A 13,834-nucleotide genomic window follows, 5' to 3' on the forward strand; every position below is an offset into this window, starting at 1 on the left:
AGCATTCCCAGAAAGCCCTTAAAAGATGACAACAACGAGTCTCTTGTTTTTATATACAGCCAGAATAGCGGCTTATCGTATTTTCTCATTTTTTCCTTAAACAGCTAACGCCGCATTAAGGTGTGAGCGGCGCTTGGCTATACTTGAGCGAAGCGAAACTGCCAAGCGTTGCGAATCACTCTTAAATGCTTTGTTAAGTTTCTTTTGCTACGTGAGCATAAAAGACATCCCGCAATTCGCAACATGGTTCTTCGTGTTCAGCAACTGTTACCCAGCCGCAAGAATCACAGTAAACAGTGTACGATTTGCACTTCAAACACCGCCCTACTGAGCCCATAGAGAACTTACCAAATTGATTAATGCCTAACCCATGATTCCAACAGAGTAACCCAGGAACAGACCGCCCAATTTTATAGTTTTCAATACAATGAGAACAAATGTCCGATACACGCCCATATGACTCCTCAGCAAAGGATTCACTGTAAGCTTCTTGCCAATCTAAATGTTCAAGTTTAATTCTATTGCCAAACTCACGGACTCTTTTAGGGACTGAAGAAGTGAAACCATTGGAAGATATTAATACACCAAAATTAGCTCCGACATCATTCATCATACTCATAAAGGATTCAGCAGCTTTAACATCTATCGGCTTATCATAATGCTTACACTCAACGATCGTTCGAATAGAGCCTTGCTCAATCAAAACGTCTATTTGACGTGAACTTTCAGAGTACTCACCTCTAATCCGCAAGTCACCTAATACCGTCACATTCGGTTCTGAGCGCTCATCATGCAAAATTTTAGTTATCAGCCACTCATATTGTTTCCAATCCGGAATTTGTTTAGTTTTCATATGACCTCGACTAGAAACTTAACGCCGCGTTAAGTGGTGAGCAACGCTACCACCCTACCTAAACCATTGTGCCGTAGACACTAAATTCAAAGCAAACCGAAAATGCCAAGCGTTGGGAATCCGTCTTAAACGCTTTGTTATAGGTATTTTCAAACCTGCACATTCTTGAAAGCTTGCGAGAAGATTTCTTCGATTTCTTTCGGTGCTACATTTAAAAATGTACAAGCGATCGCAGTGAAGTTTTCTATTCTATTGATTGGGGTTTCGGAACAAACCTCAGGTCTCATGATTTTTAAGACATCATCAAGTTCATTTATCTCTCCGTTACAGATTGTTGCGTCTAACTCGTGCCCAAAGCGATTGCGTATTTTGTTAACTCTTTCGATGCCTTTTTTAACATATGAAACGGCACTTCCTTTATCGGGAAGCAACTTTACTTTTTGAGCAAATGACAGCCTAATTTGGTCGATATCATCAATTCCATAATGGTTTGACAAATAGGTAGTGAGGTAATGTTCGATTACAAGGTGACACTTCAAAACCCTACCCAACTCATCATGATTTGTTTCCATCAGAGCTCGGAAGTCTGAGTTCTTATTTTGAAAATACGTATCTAGCTTTTCCATGTGAGGCTTTAGCCTATCTGCAATAATTTTTATGTCACCACTCATCCGAACCTCCAATACCTATAACGCCCAATTAAGGTGTGAGGCACGCAATACCGAAGCTTCCGCATACCACCTTAACCACTAAAACCAACGCATAGTAAAAATGCCACGCGTGCCGAATCACTCTTAAATTGTTTGTTATATTTTTATTTATGTACGACTTTAAATTGCTCTAATATCAATAGCATATCCTCTGAAGGTGATATACCTAACTCGACGCATTCTCTTGAGAAGAAGTTCCAATGTGCATTTCGCCACCAAGCTAGCGTCTTATCACCCTCACCCTCCAAAGCTGCAAATTCAGGTGTTACTTCATTGTATTTACACTTAGTTACTGAGGTGATTTCTATAATGCAAATTGGCACGCCATCCCAATTTGTCACTACTTGAAGATGACCGATTTCTGGCAATAATTCGCCTTTTTCGCTGTACCAGTAATCTAAGCTACATGACGCTCGTTTTTCACCACGAAGGATTAAGTCCGCACATATATTTGCATTGTATTCATCTGCACAGAAATAGTCTGAACTAAACGAAGTGTAACTTGATGCTACTTCACCTGATAATGAGTTAAGGTATTGATCTAGATAGATTCTACTTCTTTCATCCATGATTTTGACTCGGAATTTGATTAAAAATATAACGCCGCGTTAAGTAGTGAGCAACGCCTCCACCTAACCTAAACCATTACACCGTAAACACAAATCTCAATTCAAACTGAAAACGCCAAGCGTTGCGAATCTGCCTTAAACGCTTTGTTATGTGTTTTATCCAAAGTGCGCTTTTCTGTGACAGTTTGGACAAAGGGCAATTGTGTTACTTAACAAATCTAGACCGCTTTGTGACAGCGGAATTACATGATGAACTTCTAGATAGGGACTACCATCTGACTTACGATTGAAAGGAGCGTCTTCGCCGCATTCTTCACAAACACCATTAGCCCGCTCTAAAGTCTCAGCCACAACTTCTGGGCTCCTTGAGTAAACTGTCGTTTCAACAACCTTAGATGTAGCGACGCCATCATAGCTATTCAGTTTATCTCTGCGTGTAGATGCATTAACTTTGCTAGCTTCCGCGACCAACTGAGCAAACTTTTCAAGTTCTTGCTGCTGATCCTTTTTCATACAGTGCATACAGATCGAGGAAAAACATTGCTCTTTTGCACCATTATCGACTGACCACTTTTTCAAACCCTCAATCGTCGAGGCACAAACCTTTATGTATTTTCGTTCTGTAAAACCACCTTCAGATGCACTCGAGATCAGCGTATTAATAGAACGACAGTCACTTCTATGCAATACACGATAGTCATCCTTAGTTGTCAGGCAGTTAACAACATAGCCATCAGGGTTTTGAGCCAACCAATTGAGGTATTGCTTATCATCACCTACGATTTCTTTATACACATCATTTTTCATAGAACACCAATTTAGCTTATGAAACACATAACGCCGCGTTAAGTAGTGAGCAACGCTAACCACCTAACCTAAACCTTTGCACCGTAAACACAAAACTAAACTTTAAATGCTGAGCGCCAAGCGTTGGGAATCTGCCTTAAACGCCTTGTTATAGTGCTTTGCCGTTTACAAGTGACCAATGATGAGGCATTAATTCTCGTATAGTTTTGAAAACCAATGCATTCTCTGGAGTCGTAATTGCTGCTTTGACATCCCCACCCCAATGGACAAGGCGCTCTTGGCAAACTCCGCATGGTGACAAGATTAGAAATTCATCGTTCTCGCTCTCACGACACAGGCATAATGAGTGGGTCACTCGCTAATTGAGTTTGTGAGCCTCTAAATACGCTCCCACTTCCATGCATAGTGAAAGAGCATCGTTTTTCGTATCAGGAGCAATGCTTGTCAATATTCTTCCTGACTCTGTTCTAACAGCCGCAGCACCACCCCAACCAAAAGGATATCGCATATTTACGAGTTCTATTGCTGCTTGATAAAGCTCTTTTTCGATATTATCCATGACCAACCATATTCAATTTTGTCGAGCGCTATAACGCCGCGTTAAGGGGCAGCAACGCGCTACCACCAAACTTCAATTTACCACCGTAAACACAAATACCAAGATTTAAGCCAAACTCGCCACGCGTTGACTGTCCCTCTTGAACGCCTTGTTAGCTTATTTCATGCAAACCATTGTATACCAAAAGCCATACCTTACTTTGCTTTACATGCTGAACTTGAGACTTAACATCGAAGCCGAGAACTACAGGCTGTGAACTTTGAATGACCTTGAGCCAAGCTAAAACCGCCGAGCGTGCAGGCTCACGAAACTTCACACAATGAAGCTGACATTTGAATTGCTGTTTTCATGTACAAGACTTTGCAAATGGCACTAGCCAAGGCGTGATTGAAATGAGCACCAACTTTTGAAGTTTAGATACTAGAAGCCAAGAACCAAGAAAAGATTATTCACTGACATATCTAGAACAAGAGAATGTGTAGTCAACGGTCAACGCACTAACTTTCGATGATGTTCCCAGCCTCACACTAGCTAAAAGATCCTGATTTTACTGTTGTAAGCTAACGCCTTGTTAAGGTGTGAGGCACGCAACACCTAAGCATCCGCATACCACCTTAACCACTAAAATAAACGCATAGTAAAAATGCCACGCGTGCCGAATCACTCTTGAACAATTTGTTATAGCTTTTCTAACTTGACAAATGAACTTGCAAGCAACTTAATCTCTCCGGTTTCATGAAGCCAAACATAAACCTCGGGCTTGAACTGTTCTGACTCTTTTAAGAAAACCATTTGATCACCAAGACCGTTACTAGCAATAGCCAATGCATGATGAGGAAAGTTGCCAAAACCAAAACACGCCTTGGTTTCTGCAATAATGTGGTTACAAGTACGAGCTAGCCTTTTTCGATCGGAGTTGTCCTTGATTGGGTAAAGCTCCCAGTCATCCTCTTCGGTCGTTGCCTCACCACCATTGTCAGTCTTCATCGATTCACGATAATCATGAGGGAGCCTTGCACCAAGCTCCACCTCTGTATTAACTAATTGTTCTTCTGTTAAGTTGAATGCCATTTTTACTCCAAAGCTATAACGCCCTGTTAAGGTGTGAGCAACGTAATACCGATGCTACCGCATACCACCTTAAACACTAAAACCAACGCATAGTAAAAATGCCACGCGTTGCGAATCACTCTTAAACAGATTGTTATGTGCCGCCTCAAAACAAGGCACTTTCAATTTGGAGCCATTGCTCCATAAAAGGGATAAAGTCCCTTTGAGGTATGAACTTCTGTGCCGCTGTATTATTTTTTAAAAATACTTCCTCCAAAGCCCACACATAATGGTCGGCGTAAACAGCCCACGCCTTTGCTCCATCGTTAAGCTCTAATCGGGATAGAGGCTTGACAGACAGATAGCCTTTTAATAAAGCTAATGACCTATGAAGCTCCAAATCGAACATATACATGCATGCTCTCGCCAACTCATAACCTGGAGGCATGTTTTGCACTAAATCCCAGTCGATCACATCGCTTACTGTGCAATTAGAATCAAAAAAGACATTGAAATGATGAAAGTCGCCGTGGATTAATTGCCTGCTTGTTAACGGGGTATATGAGTGCGTAGCTTCTGAGCTAGCTAGATAATCACGCTGTTGTTTTACTCTTCGTAGCACCGAGTTATTCATATCAAATTCACTATTTGTTTCAATAGCTGCGACTATTTTTTGTAGTCTATCGACCCAAGCACTTTTATCCCAAGAAAGCTCAATTGTTGGAAAGTCGTTTCCAACCTCGGAAGCGAGTTGAATATGCAGGTCAGCAAGGGCTTTTCCCAACTGAAAAGCATGAAACGCAGACAGAGCACTTTTTTCGATTAACGTTCCTTTTGCTTCAGGAAATAGAGCATAAAACTCATCACCTATTTTACAAAAGGAGTGGTGATCGCGCGTCAAAACAGGGGCAATTATAGTATTCAAATTTTGCGATAACTTTCTCAGCAGCTCATGTTCTAACTTGATCTTAGCAACATTGCGAACACTATATTTTCTAAGATAATAAGTCTCTGAGGATTGGATACGAAAAACATGATTCGTCGCACCAGCTGATTGACGTTTTATACTAGCGCCAGCACCAATCTGACTCCAGTTTTCACCAACCTTACGAACAAAATCACTCATAAATCCAGTTACCCCTTAGGTACATAACGCCGCGTTAAGTAGTGAGCAACGCTACCACTGAACCTAACCATACCACCGTAAACACTAAAGCCGACTAAAACCAAAAATGCCACGCGTTGCGAATCTGCCTTAAACGCTTTGTTAGGCACCTGTAATCAAATAGCTTATTTTACTCCAGTTACTGATGATTAGAGATATACCCGTTGATAAAACGATACTAATTATTGCCCATTTTACAGTAGCTTGCACTCCTGAACGTCCCTCTTCTTGGACTGGACGAATAATGTTTTTATATATCTTCGTAGTTAGAGGATACAGCACTGACACTTTCAAAATAGTGCCTTATTTCTTTCAAAGGCTTTGCCATTGGAGCAAGCATTTCATTGCCTTTTATATGGCGATCCACTTCGTCTAGCTTTTCTTTAGTTTCACTTATGCTTTTTGATAACAAGCTAGGATTAAATGTTAGAATTTCAGTTATTCTCGTTTCAAGTGAAGCACGTTCAGCTTCCAAAGAAGAAACTAAATCTAATATATACTCATGAGTCTTTTCAGTGATACCTGCAATTACTATTGGTGCAAAGCCATCTTCACCGATTTCCTCGTAAGACAGGATACCTTTTTCGTTTAATTCGTAGAGTAAACTGTCAGTTAAGTTACCATTTGAGATGATGTTACCTAAGTCAAACCCTATATTGGTTTCTTTGAAATCTATGTTCCCTTTACGGTCTGCATGCTTTAAGAAAGCTAAGATTACAGCTAATTCTTGATATTGTGTGATTTTACTATTCATATACTCTCAATTTTATGGAAACGAATAAGGTGCCTAACGCCCTGTTAAGGTGTGAGCAACGCAATACTGAAGCTCCCGCATACCACCTTAAGCACTAAACGCAACGCATAGTAAAAAATGCCACGCGTTGCGAATCACTCTTAAACAGATTGTTATGTAGCGACCCAATTGCAACCGTTTGCTTCAATAAGTTAGCTCGGTTAAAATATAACCTCTTACAGGAAGTTGTAATTGCTCAAGGATGTAACCCTACATATAAACTGAAGGATACATCATGACTAAAAAAATTATCGATGCAAAACAAGATAGTAAAGGCAACATCACACAAGTGCGGTTTGAAGGTAACTCAGGTTTCACTTCACTTGATACTGCGATGAGAATGGCAGATCGAGGACAAATAGAAAATGCACATACCGTCCGAGCGAAAGATAAAAAGCCTCACCTTAGAACTAATCCTGATCGTAAAAAAGGCAATAACTTAGACGAAATGGCTAAGTAAATTAATCTTAGCTAAGGCTCGTAAATAGCCATTGCTTGCCTTAGCTACATAACGCCGCATTAAGGTGTGAGCAACGCTACCACGAAACTTAACCAAACCGCCGTAAACACGAAACCCAACGATGGAATGAAAAATGCCAAGCGTTGGGAATCACTCTTAAATGCTTTGTTATGTGTAATTTTCGGAACTTACTCTTCAGAGCTTAACATGTCTCTTACATTGCTAATCAGCACATCGTTTAAACTATCTTCACCGATTAATATATTGGGAGCTTGAACTAGCCCACTCAATATATCGGACAATCTAATATGGATAAGATGAACAGCACCTTGCGCATTTTTTCTATCAAATTCATGTTTTGCGTCGGGAGAGAGGTGTGAAGCGGTAATAATTATACCAATTGAGATTCCCTCTCGGTCCATGTCTAGCAAAAAGCACCCTAGTTGCTCACGTGTAAAGTTTGATGACCTCACTTTAACATTGAGACCAGCTCTTTTGGCATGCCACCCCCCTTGATCAAAATGTGAAATATCGATCACACCATCAAAGCCACCATCAGCCGCCCCCCGTCGTGGAGGTAGCCCTGTTATCTCTGCTAGCTCATATGCTCCCAACAAGTCTCTGATTGTCTGCTCCATCACATCTCTCTTATACGCAGGAGAAGTTTCGAGTATACGCCCAACCAGAGCTTCTTCTAAAACTCCCATTATAAGCCACCATCTGAGAACGAGCTTTTGAGTTTCTTGTATGACTTTTCGAGGCAAAGTTCAATAAATTCGTTTGAGGACTGACATTGAGGTAATGAGCTAGCCACTAACAAAACTTGCCACTTAGGAAGCTTAATAGAGATAACCCCCTCTTTTTCTTTATCCAGTGCACTGGATGAATTATCAGCGATAACTTTAGAAATTTGGTCAAACTTTAGTTGCTCGAAATAACTTTTCTTTGAGGTGACTAAATTACCAGAAAGAAGCAATAGTACTTGCTTTACAATGTTTGCTTCGGATTTAGTGGAGAAGCATTCTTTCATAAAACTCCATATCTCTTTTGAGGTTCTTGAAGTGTCGAAGCTAATCTCAATTTTATTAAAAGAGCTTTTAGTAACAATTTTAGAGCTACTTTTCTCGATTTTAGTCTTATTTGAAATCACAATCTTACTCCCATGCTGCGTAATAGCTCTGACAAAGATTCAGCGTAATCCCTATCACCCAATAAAATCAACGGGGTCTCGCTGAGTACATTTCCATGAGGTAAAACTGTTGAGCTAAGTAAGCTGGCAATACTATTATCACTAAGTTGTTGATGTAGCTGATTGTAGCCATTCTCACTGTCACCACCATATGCCATATTCGTGACAATAGACAAACTCAACTCACTAGGTGTCAAAAGTGTCGCTAGAACAACAGCCCTTATCTCACGAGGAATTCGCGATAATCCCACCGCATCATTTGGGTTTACTGGGGAAATAACTTTCCAACTCGGGCGAGTGCCTAATAGTAGATCCTCTGCAACGGTAAAAGTATCATCTGTATCTAGAACAGCGTAATCGAAAGAGCTCGCCCCAGGGAAATTATCTGGAATTGATTGAGCTTCATTTTGTACAATTGTATTACTACTCTCCGCCGAAAACTCAGGACATGAGGCTAGCGTCTGACTCATGAGCAAACCAGCTGCAAGGTCAACAGCCATCACACGATAGCCTTGCTGAGCTAGGAGTAATGCAATGTTTGTCGCGGTGGTTGTTTTACCCACCCCTCCTTTTGGGGTGTTTACTACCAACTTTATCATTAAAACAAGTTCCTATACTGACTTCGATAAGGAATTATATCCTATATTTTTGAGCCGACTACTGCCATTACACATAACGCTCTGTTAAGGGGTGAGCAACGCATTACCGAAGCAGCAGCAAACCACCTTAATCACTAAAACCAACGCATAGTGAAAATGCCATGCGTTGCGAATCCCTCTTAAACAGTTTGTTAGCTGTGTTTTACAACACGAGCTTTGCTCCCAACATACCAAGAGCTGCGATAGCTACCATCGTAAACCAAAGGTAAATCATAAAAGATAGGCATAACGAAAATAAGCCTCTCACAGCTTTATCTAACTTTGCATCTTCATCGTGCTGTAAAAAATATGCTAGTTCTGCTGTAGGTATTGATCCAGCAAAACTCTTAAATTTGAGCTTTATCATCATCAGGCCCATTGAGACTGGAAGACTCAATACTAATAAAATGATTCCCACCGAAATCCAGACATTCTCAGGGGATTCATTACCTAAAACTACTGCTGCTCCGATCAACACTAAAAGCATTCCCAGAAAGCCCTTAAAAGATGACAACAATGAGTCTCTTGTTTTTATATACAGCCAGAATAGCGGCTTATCGAATTTTCTCATTTTTTCCTCAAACAGCTAACGCCCTGTTAAGGTGTGAGCAACGCAATACGAAAGCCTCCGCACACCACCTAAATCACTAAAATCAACGCAGGGTAAAAATGCCACGCGTTGCGAATCACTCTTAAACAGTTTGTTAGCATGTTGTTTCCGCTACAAACTCATTCACTTGAGAGCGCGTTGTGAAACGTACTTTAGAACCGTGAAAATCTCTGAACAATTGCTGATGGAACTGTCGTGAACTTTTGGATTCGCGAACAGAGTATTCAGAAGCCCATTTTAATAATTCACGAAAATTCTTCTCCGCCTGTTCCTCATTAAGTTGCTTCGAGCTCTCCGAACCACGAGAATAAAGAGAACTTTTACATTCAGACCATTCCAAATCCAAAAACAACAGCATGTCAGCAGATAAAATAAGCTGTTCGGCTAAAGCACCAAATACTCCCTCAACTACCCAGTTGCATTGAGACTTTATACTAGCAATTTCATTTTCGATTGCTCCGGTGGAGCGTTTTTGATTATAGCCACCTGGCTCCCATACAATCGAGTCCAAGTTAACTTCTTGCAACTGAAGTTTTCGGGATAACTGTTTCGACAACCAACTCTTGCCTGAGCCAGAATTACCGATGATGAGAATTTTCTTCATATTACTCCCGCATGCTAACGCCGCGTTAAGGTGTGAGCAACGCTATAAGCTAGACTAACTAGTCACACCGAAAACACATAAGCGAATTAAAACGAAAAATGCTAAGCGTTGCGAATCACTCTTGAACGCTTTGTTATACGTTTTTTCCGTCGCCTATCCTTTAGCTCAATCAAGTCTCGAGTAAAGCCACGCTGCTTGAGCCATAAGACTTCAAAGATATAGATCGGCGAGAATATTAGATGCTGAACTTCTGGAGGAAAACCACCAACATCACCAAAAGCACCTAACTTTACAAATACAACATAAAAGAGCATGCACATTATAAACACTGTTAAATAGAAGTAAGTTCTTACAATATTCCATGTTATCTCATATGGATTACTAGAAATTAGGTAATAACGTTTAACTCTCTTCCATTTCCGCAAGCGCCAGAATTTTTTGAGCATCATTGGAGTCCGAGTAAAGCTTGAAACAATGAATTTACCCAACTTCCCAAGGTATGCGGAAAATACCGCTAATAACAAACTTATAATGACCGTTGGGTCAAAGATCAGTTCTAAAACTTCCATACTTCCTCAAACGTATAACGCCCTGTTAAGGGGTGAGCAACGCAATACAAAAGCCGCTGCATACCATCTTAATCACTTATACCAACGCATAGTGAAAATGCCACGCGTTGCGAATCACTCTTGAACAGTTTGTTAGTGTTCTTTTGACCGAAAGCCACGGATGATCCAACCAATAGACCAACCTAGAACGTAAATAAGTATTGAAACTGCAAACCACCACATTGCTATCGTGGTAAAGTGGCCCTTTTGCCTATACGGGAGTTCATCTACTTGAAGTTGAAACTTCTCGTTTATTTCTTTAACTGCGCTAGAGAAAACACGCTGAGGTGATGAAGGATTAATCTCCACTTTGTTTAACCACGCAATAATTTCCGCATCAGTTTTATTTTCAAACAAATTCACCTGAATTGAATAACCAGTAACCTCTCGGCTCTCTTCGTCTGATATTTTCTCCGCTATCACATCTGATGCACTTCTGATCCACTCTTTTTCAATCGTAGAAATTTGTGGTCTAGTCTCAAAGGCAACATAGGAAGCAGTGAAACCTGAAGTGATAACTACAACTAACCAAAGCCTTTGCCAGCCTCCCAATTTCATAATTACTCCTTGAATACTAACGCCGCATTAAGGTGTGAGCGACGCTTGGCTACACTTGAGCGAAGCGAAACTGCCAAGTGTTGCGAATCACTCTTAAATGCTTTGTTATGCATTATTTTGTGACAGTGAAGATTGAACTAGTACTATATTTACTTGGTCCCTCTTCCCATTCAATTATTTTCTTAGCACCCAGCTCAAATATGATGTGAGTCAAATCCAGTTCAGAAAGACCTGTTAGCTTTTGAAGTTGTTCTTCATTGAGGCCACCATGTTGCTTTAATACAGATACAACTAAATCGGCTTTCTCTAAAGCTGATTTTGTCGCTTTTTTCATTGCTGATTTGTCTATTGTATCACTAACTAGAGCTTCTACTTGTTTAGCAAAACTATCTACTTTTTCGTTTGCCTTGCCCTGACTAAGAATCAACTGTTCTATTTGCTGGTTTAACTCAGCTTTGAGTTGAACAAAACTTTCATCTAATTCTGTCCGACTATCCAAGCTTTCTGTAGATGCCGTCTTCCAAACATGATTTCGCATATCTGTTACTGTGTCTTTCATCATGCTAAATGTATCTGCATAAAGCTTATCGAATAAGACTTCAAGCCTATTTACTGTAGAGTCTATGTTAGCAGAAGCTTGCTCTAAGTCTTTGGAACTTTTAGTGGACATTTTATAGAACGTCACAGACAACCAAATTGCAAACCCACCTATGATTAAAGATACAATAGAAGCTACTAATCCTACTACCTCAGCTCCACTCATTATTTTTCTCCAAATTATAATATTGCATAACGCCCTGTTAAGGTGTGAGCAACGCAATGCCGAAGCCACCGCAAACCACCTTAATCACTTAAACTACCGCATAGTAAAAATGCCACGCGTTGCGAATCACTCTTAAACAGATTGTTAGTTTTCTTTTGTGCGCTCTAACTTAAATTCAAAACCACTCTCAACCGAACCCATAAACGATGTTACCTGCCAAAGATCAGCATCCATAACTGCTTTTACACCACCTTTATCTGTACCATATTTAGTACCTTTCACGATTAAAAGGTGACAGTAACAATTATTTTCATATGTCGTTTTAATTGCCTCGAATAACTCCTTACCATGACTAACTGTCAACGATGCATCACCAAAATCTACAGATAACGGGGGGACTCTCTTTAAAAAAGTACCTTCACTATGTGAATATACATTGTTTTCTTTATCTATGTGATCACGCTCAGCAGTAAACACATAATGATCGTTCGTTTTGGCAATCCATGAGTATTGATCTCGCTGCGTTGCACCATAATGCTTTAACGCCTTTTTCAAACCCGAAATGTAGCTGCCTATCGGCTTTGAGGGTTTCATAAATTCTCCTGAAAACTAACGCCGCATTAAGGTGTGAGCAACGCAATACCGAAACCGCCGCACACCACCTTAAACACTAAACGCAACGCATAGTAAAAATGCCACGCGTTGCGAATCACTCTTAAATGCTTTGTTAGCTGGCTGCTAGCACTGGCTTAATCTATCACGCTCACGTTTATAACCTCCAACCTTTCAATAAGTGCGTCAGCCATTGATTTTAACTTATCCGGCTGTTTTCTAGAGTAAGATTTCATTGATACTAATACATCAACTCTTAACTTTTCTAACCGATTAGCCTCATTGCCTGTATGGTCTGTAAACACCATCCCTTCTAGCTCATTTAACCATTTGTCAAAAGACTCTGGGCTTTCAGATAGTAAAAGCAGAGTATTCTGAGGCTCGACTTTTAGCGCAACCAACAATAAGGGAGAAACTTCTCCGGAAATAGCTCCGTCTCTACGCTTCCAAATTTCTACCAAAGAAAAAAGCGTAGGAACTATTTTCGAACCTTCTTTTTTTTCAAGATTTGATTCAATAGATTTGTAGTTTTCTATCATCCAGTTATGTAAGAGGCTTACTTCTGGCGTTTTAGCATATAGCAGCCCTGAGCAAAAAACAGACACAATTAAAATTGCCATATTCCTTATCATCATTGCTGCTCCAACTGATTAGATATATTTATGGTAATTTTTTTGTAGCTCGTGATTTCAGCAAAAATTTCTTTCAGAGCCGATTTGCTATTACCCACATAGTAATGAGATTTAGCCACACTCCCCCATGTTTTACCAGGCATCAAACACCCAAGAGTGTCTTTGTGATAATTTCCAGCATGGATTAGAATAAACGTTCTCCCCGGAACATTTTGTAATTCATATACATTAGGATACTTCGGTGAGCTATAAGGCAATAATTTATAAGTCCCTGCTTTGATCCTTTTATCGGATCCCTCAGTTATTGAGTCTGGCCCTGCGGGCTCCAATACAAACCAACTTTTACTTACTCCCTCAATAGTTAACTTACCTAAAGTTGTCTCTCCCATTTGCTTTGTTCGCTTTAGATTTAATTTAACTTCATCTAGTTTTTTCATTGCTCTTGTCCTAGCTATCAAATCAATGAAATTAACAGAAGAGTATTGTTACAACAGATCCGTTTCATCGTTAATAGAGACATCGCTAACTTAAATGAAATTGAGCATTACGTTTTTTACATCAACTTTAGTGTAGGCAGCTAACGCCCTGTTAAGGTGTGAGCAACGCAATACCGATGCTGCCGCATACCACCTTAATCACTTAAAACAACGCATA

General features: G+C 40.2%; 19 protein-coding genes and 1 pseudogene. 1 reads left to right on the forward strand and 19 read right to left on the reverse strand.

All coding sequences use genetic code 11. The annotated features are described in order from the left end of the window. Window positions 1-193 precede the first annotated feature (193 nt). The 8 genes and pseudogenes from R7Q09_RS23540 to R7Q09_RS23575 form a co-directional block, all read right to left on the reverse strand. A complete protein-coding gene (locus tag R7Q09_RS23540; RefSeq protein ID WP_318071283.1) occupies window positions 194-853 on the reverse strand; it encodes a restriction endonuclease in 660 nt (219 codons plus the stop codon). Between the two features lie 149 nt (window positions 854-1,002). Then, on the reverse strand, window positions 1,003-1,524 hold the full coding sequence (locus R7Q09_RS23545; RefSeq protein WP_021453659.1) for a hypothetical protein: 522 nt from the start codon (window positions 1,522-1,524) through the stop codon (window positions 1,003-1,005). Between the two features lie 143 nt (window positions 1,525-1,667). Further along, complete coding sequence (locus R7Q09_RS23550) at window positions 1,668-2,132, reverse strand: ASCH domain-containing protein (RefSeq protein ID WP_318071285.1); 465 nt, start codon at window positions 2,130-2,132, stop codon at window positions 1,668-1,670. A 156-nt stretch (window positions 2,133-2,288) separates the two neighbouring features. Beyond that, the gene (locus R7Q09_RS23555) at window positions 2,289-2,939 is read right to left on the reverse strand and encodes an HNH endonuclease (RefSeq protein WP_318071286.1); all 651 of its coding nucleotides are present in this window, start codon (window positions 2,937-2,939) and stop codon (window positions 2,289-2,291) included. A gap of 148 nt (window positions 2,940-3,087) precedes the next feature. Beyond that, a pseudogene (locus R7Q09_RS23560) lies at window positions 3,088-3,498 on the reverse strand (cytidine deaminase). Window positions 3,499-4,176: 678 nt separating this feature from the next. Continuing rightward, the gene (locus R7Q09_RS23565; RefSeq protein WP_238842964.1) at window positions 4,177-4,569 is read right to left on the reverse strand and encodes an SMI1/KNR4 family protein; all 393 of its coding nucleotides are present in this window, start codon (window positions 4,567-4,569) and stop codon (window positions 4,177-4,179) included. Between the two features lie 145 nt (window positions 4,570-4,714). Continuing rightward, entirely contained in the window at window positions 4,715-5,674 is a 960-nt protein-coding gene (locus R7Q09_RS23570) for a phosphotransferase (protein ID WP_213887003.1), read from the reverse strand. Window positions 5,675-5,963: 289 nt separating this feature from the next. Further along, entirely contained in the window at window positions 5,964-6,467 is a 504-nt protein-coding gene (locus R7Q09_RS23575) for a hypothetical protein (RefSeq protein ID WP_318071288.1), read from the reverse strand. 274 nt (window positions 6,468-6,741) lie between these two features. Here R7Q09_RS23575 and R7Q09_RS23580 point away from each other — a divergent pair, with 274 nt between their 5' ends. Continuing rightward, window positions 6,742-6,966 (forward strand): DUF3892 domain-containing protein, encoded by a 225-nt coding sequence (locus R7Q09_RS23580; protein ID WP_285378446.1) that lies wholly within the window; start codon window positions 6,742-6,744, stop codon window positions 6,964-6,966. A gap of 188 nt (window positions 6,967-7,154) precedes the next feature. On the opposite strand, the gene R7Q09_RS23585 is transcribed toward R7Q09_RS23580, so the two are convergent. The 11 genes from R7Q09_RS23585 to R7Q09_RS23635 all read right to left on the reverse strand — a co-directional run bounded on the left by R7Q09_RS23585 (window position 7,155) and on the right by R7Q09_RS23635 (window position 13,617). Next, the gene (locus R7Q09_RS23585) at window positions 7,155-7,673 is read right to left on the reverse strand and encodes a restriction endonuclease (RefSeq protein ID WP_318071289.1); all 519 of its coding nucleotides are present in this window, start codon (window positions 7,671-7,673) and stop codon (window positions 7,155-7,157) included. Continuing rightward, window positions 7,673-8,116 (reverse strand): hypothetical protein, encoded by a 444-nt coding sequence (locus R7Q09_RS23590; RefSeq protein ID WP_130273697.1) that lies wholly within the window; start codon window positions 8,114-8,116, stop codon window positions 7,673-7,675. Before R7Q09_RS23590 ends, R7Q09_RS23585 begins: the two co-directional genes overlap by 1 nt. Next, on the reverse strand, window positions 8,113-8,754 hold the full coding sequence (locus tag R7Q09_RS23595; protein WP_193846628.1) for an AAA family ATPase: 642 nt from the start codon (window positions 8,752-8,754) through the stop codon (window positions 8,113-8,115). The genes R7Q09_RS23590 and R7Q09_RS23595 overlap by 4 nt, the downstream gene beginning before the upstream one ends. A 202-nt stretch (window positions 8,755-8,956) precedes the next feature. After that, window positions 8,957-9,364 (reverse strand): hypothetical protein, encoded by a 408-nt coding sequence (locus R7Q09_RS23600; protein ID WP_193843609.1) that lies wholly within the window; start codon window positions 9,362-9,364, stop codon window positions 8,957-8,959. 133 nt (window positions 9,365-9,497) lie between these two features. After that, window positions 9,498-10,007 carry a hypothetical protein gene (locus R7Q09_RS23605; protein ID WP_005376997.1) on the reverse strand — a complete coding sequence of 170 codons (510 nt, stop codon included), beginning with the start codon at window positions 10,005-10,007 and terminating at the stop codon, window positions 9,498-9,500. Window positions 10,008-10,108: 101 nt separating this feature from the next. Then, on the reverse strand, window positions 10,109-10,576 hold the full coding sequence (locus tag R7Q09_RS23610; protein WP_047483056.1) for a hypothetical protein: 468 nt from the start codon (window positions 10,574-10,576) through the stop codon (window positions 10,109-10,111). A gap of 132 nt (window positions 10,577-10,708) precedes the next feature. Beyond that, window positions 10,709-11,173, reverse strand: coding sequence for a hypothetical protein (locus R7Q09_RS23615; RefSeq protein WP_318071293.1), 465 nt, complete (start codon window positions 11,171-11,173; stop codon window positions 10,709-10,711). Window positions 11,174-11,285: 112 nt separating this feature from the next. After that, on the reverse strand, window positions 11,286-11,936 hold the full coding sequence (locus tag R7Q09_RS23620; protein ID WP_262598270.1) for a hypothetical protein: 651 nt from the start codon (window positions 11,934-11,936) through the stop codon (window positions 11,286-11,288). 144 nt (window positions 11,937-12,080) lie between these two features. Beyond that, window positions 12,081-12,530 carry a hypothetical protein gene (locus R7Q09_RS23625; protein WP_138940482.1) on the reverse strand — a complete coding sequence of 150 codons (450 nt, stop codon included), beginning with the start codon at window positions 12,528-12,530 and terminating at the stop codon, window positions 12,081-12,083. A 155-nt stretch (window positions 12,531-12,685) separates the two neighbouring features. After that, window positions 12,686-13,168 carry a hypothetical protein gene (locus tag R7Q09_RS23630; protein ID WP_151514894.1) on the reverse strand — a complete coding sequence of 161 codons (483 nt, stop codon included), beginning with the start codon at window positions 13,166-13,168 and terminating at the stop codon, window positions 12,686-12,688. An 11-nt stretch (window positions 13,169-13,179) separates the two neighbouring features. Continuing rightward, window positions 13,180-13,617, reverse strand: coding sequence for a DUF5675 family protein (locus R7Q09_RS23635; RefSeq protein WP_172572395.1), 438 nt, complete (start codon window positions 13,615-13,617; stop codon window positions 13,180-13,182). Between the last annotated feature and the right edge of the window lie 217 nt (window positions 13,618-13,834).

The sequence above is a fragment of the Vibrio sp. 2130-1 genome, from assembly GCF_033339515.1.

What these genes read in the sequence shown, in the direction of transcription:
- R7Q09_RS23555 (WP_318071286.1), bottom strand. Translation starts at nt 2,939, where the DNA reads ATGAAAAATGATGTGTATAAAGAAATCGTAGGTGATGATAAGCAATAC.
- R7Q09_RS23635 (WP_172572395.1), bottom strand. Translation starts at nt 13,617, where the DNA reads ATGAAAAAACTAGATGAAGTTAAATTAAATCTAAAGCGAACAAAGCAA.
- R7Q09_RS23575 (WP_318071288.1), bottom strand. Translation starts at nt 6,467, where the DNA reads ATGAATAGTAAAATCACACAATATCAAGAATTAGCTGTAATCTTAGCT.
- R7Q09_RS23625 (WP_138940482.1), bottom strand. Translation starts at nt 12,530, where the DNA reads ATGAAACCCTCAAAGCCGATAGGCAGCTACATTTCGGGTTTGAAAAAG.
- R7Q09_RS23545 (WP_021453659.1), bottom strand. Translation starts at nt 1,524, where the DNA reads ATGAGTGGTGACATAAAAATTATTGCAGATAGGCTAAAGCCTCACATG.
- R7Q09_RS23605 (WP_005376997.1), bottom strand. Translation starts at nt 10,007, where the DNA reads ATGAAGAAAATTCTCATCATCGGTAATTCTGGCTCAGGCAAGAGTTGG.
- R7Q09_RS23615 (WP_318071293.1), bottom strand. Translation starts at nt 11,173, where the DNA reads ATGAAATTGGGAGGCTGGCAAAGGCTTTGGTTAGTTGTAGTTATCACT.
- R7Q09_RS23540 (WP_318071283.1), bottom strand. Translation starts at nt 853, where the DNA reads ATGAAAACTAAACAAATTCCGGATTGGAAACAATATGAGTGGCTGATA.
- R7Q09_RS23570 (WP_213887003.1), bottom strand. Translation starts at nt 5,674, where the DNA reads ATGAGTGATTTTGTTCGTAAGGTTGGTGAAAACTGGAGTCAGATTGGT.
- R7Q09_RS23585 (WP_318071289.1), bottom strand. Translation starts at nt 7,673, where the DNA reads ATGGGAGTTTTAGAAGAAGCTCTGGTTGGGCGTATACTCGAAACTTCT.
- R7Q09_RS23610 (WP_047483056.1), bottom strand. Translation starts at nt 10,576, where the DNA reads ATGGAAGTTTTAGAACTGATCTTTGACCCAACGGTCATTATAAGTTTG.
- R7Q09_RS23565 (WP_238842964.1), bottom strand. Translation starts at nt 4,569, where the DNA reads ATGGCATTCAACTTAACAGAAGAACAATTAGTTAATACAGAGGTGGAG.
- R7Q09_RS23620 (WP_262598270.1), bottom strand. Translation starts at nt 11,936, where the DNA reads ATGAGTGGAGCTGAGGTAGTAGGATTAGTAGCTTCTATTGTATCTTTA.
- R7Q09_RS23630 (WP_151514894.1), bottom strand. Translation starts at nt 13,168, where the DNA reads ATGGCAATTTTAATTGTGTCTGTTTTTTGCTCAGGGCTGCTATATGCT.
- R7Q09_RS23600 (WP_193843609.1), bottom strand. Translation starts at nt 9,364, where the DNA reads ATGAGAAAATTCGATAAGCCGCTATTCTGGCTGTATATAAAAACAAGA.
- R7Q09_RS23580 (WP_285378446.1), top strand. Translation starts at nt 6,742, where the DNA reads ATGACTAAAAAAATTATCGATGCAAAACAAGATAGTAAAGGCAACATC.
- R7Q09_RS23595 (WP_193846628.1), bottom strand. Translation starts at nt 8,754, where the DNA reads ATGATAAAGTTGGTAGTAAACACCCCAAAAGGAGGGGTGGGTAAAACA.
- R7Q09_RS23550 (WP_318071285.1), bottom strand. Translation starts at nt 2,132, where the DNA reads ATGGATGAAAGAAGTAGAATCTATCTAGATCAATACCTTAACTCATTA.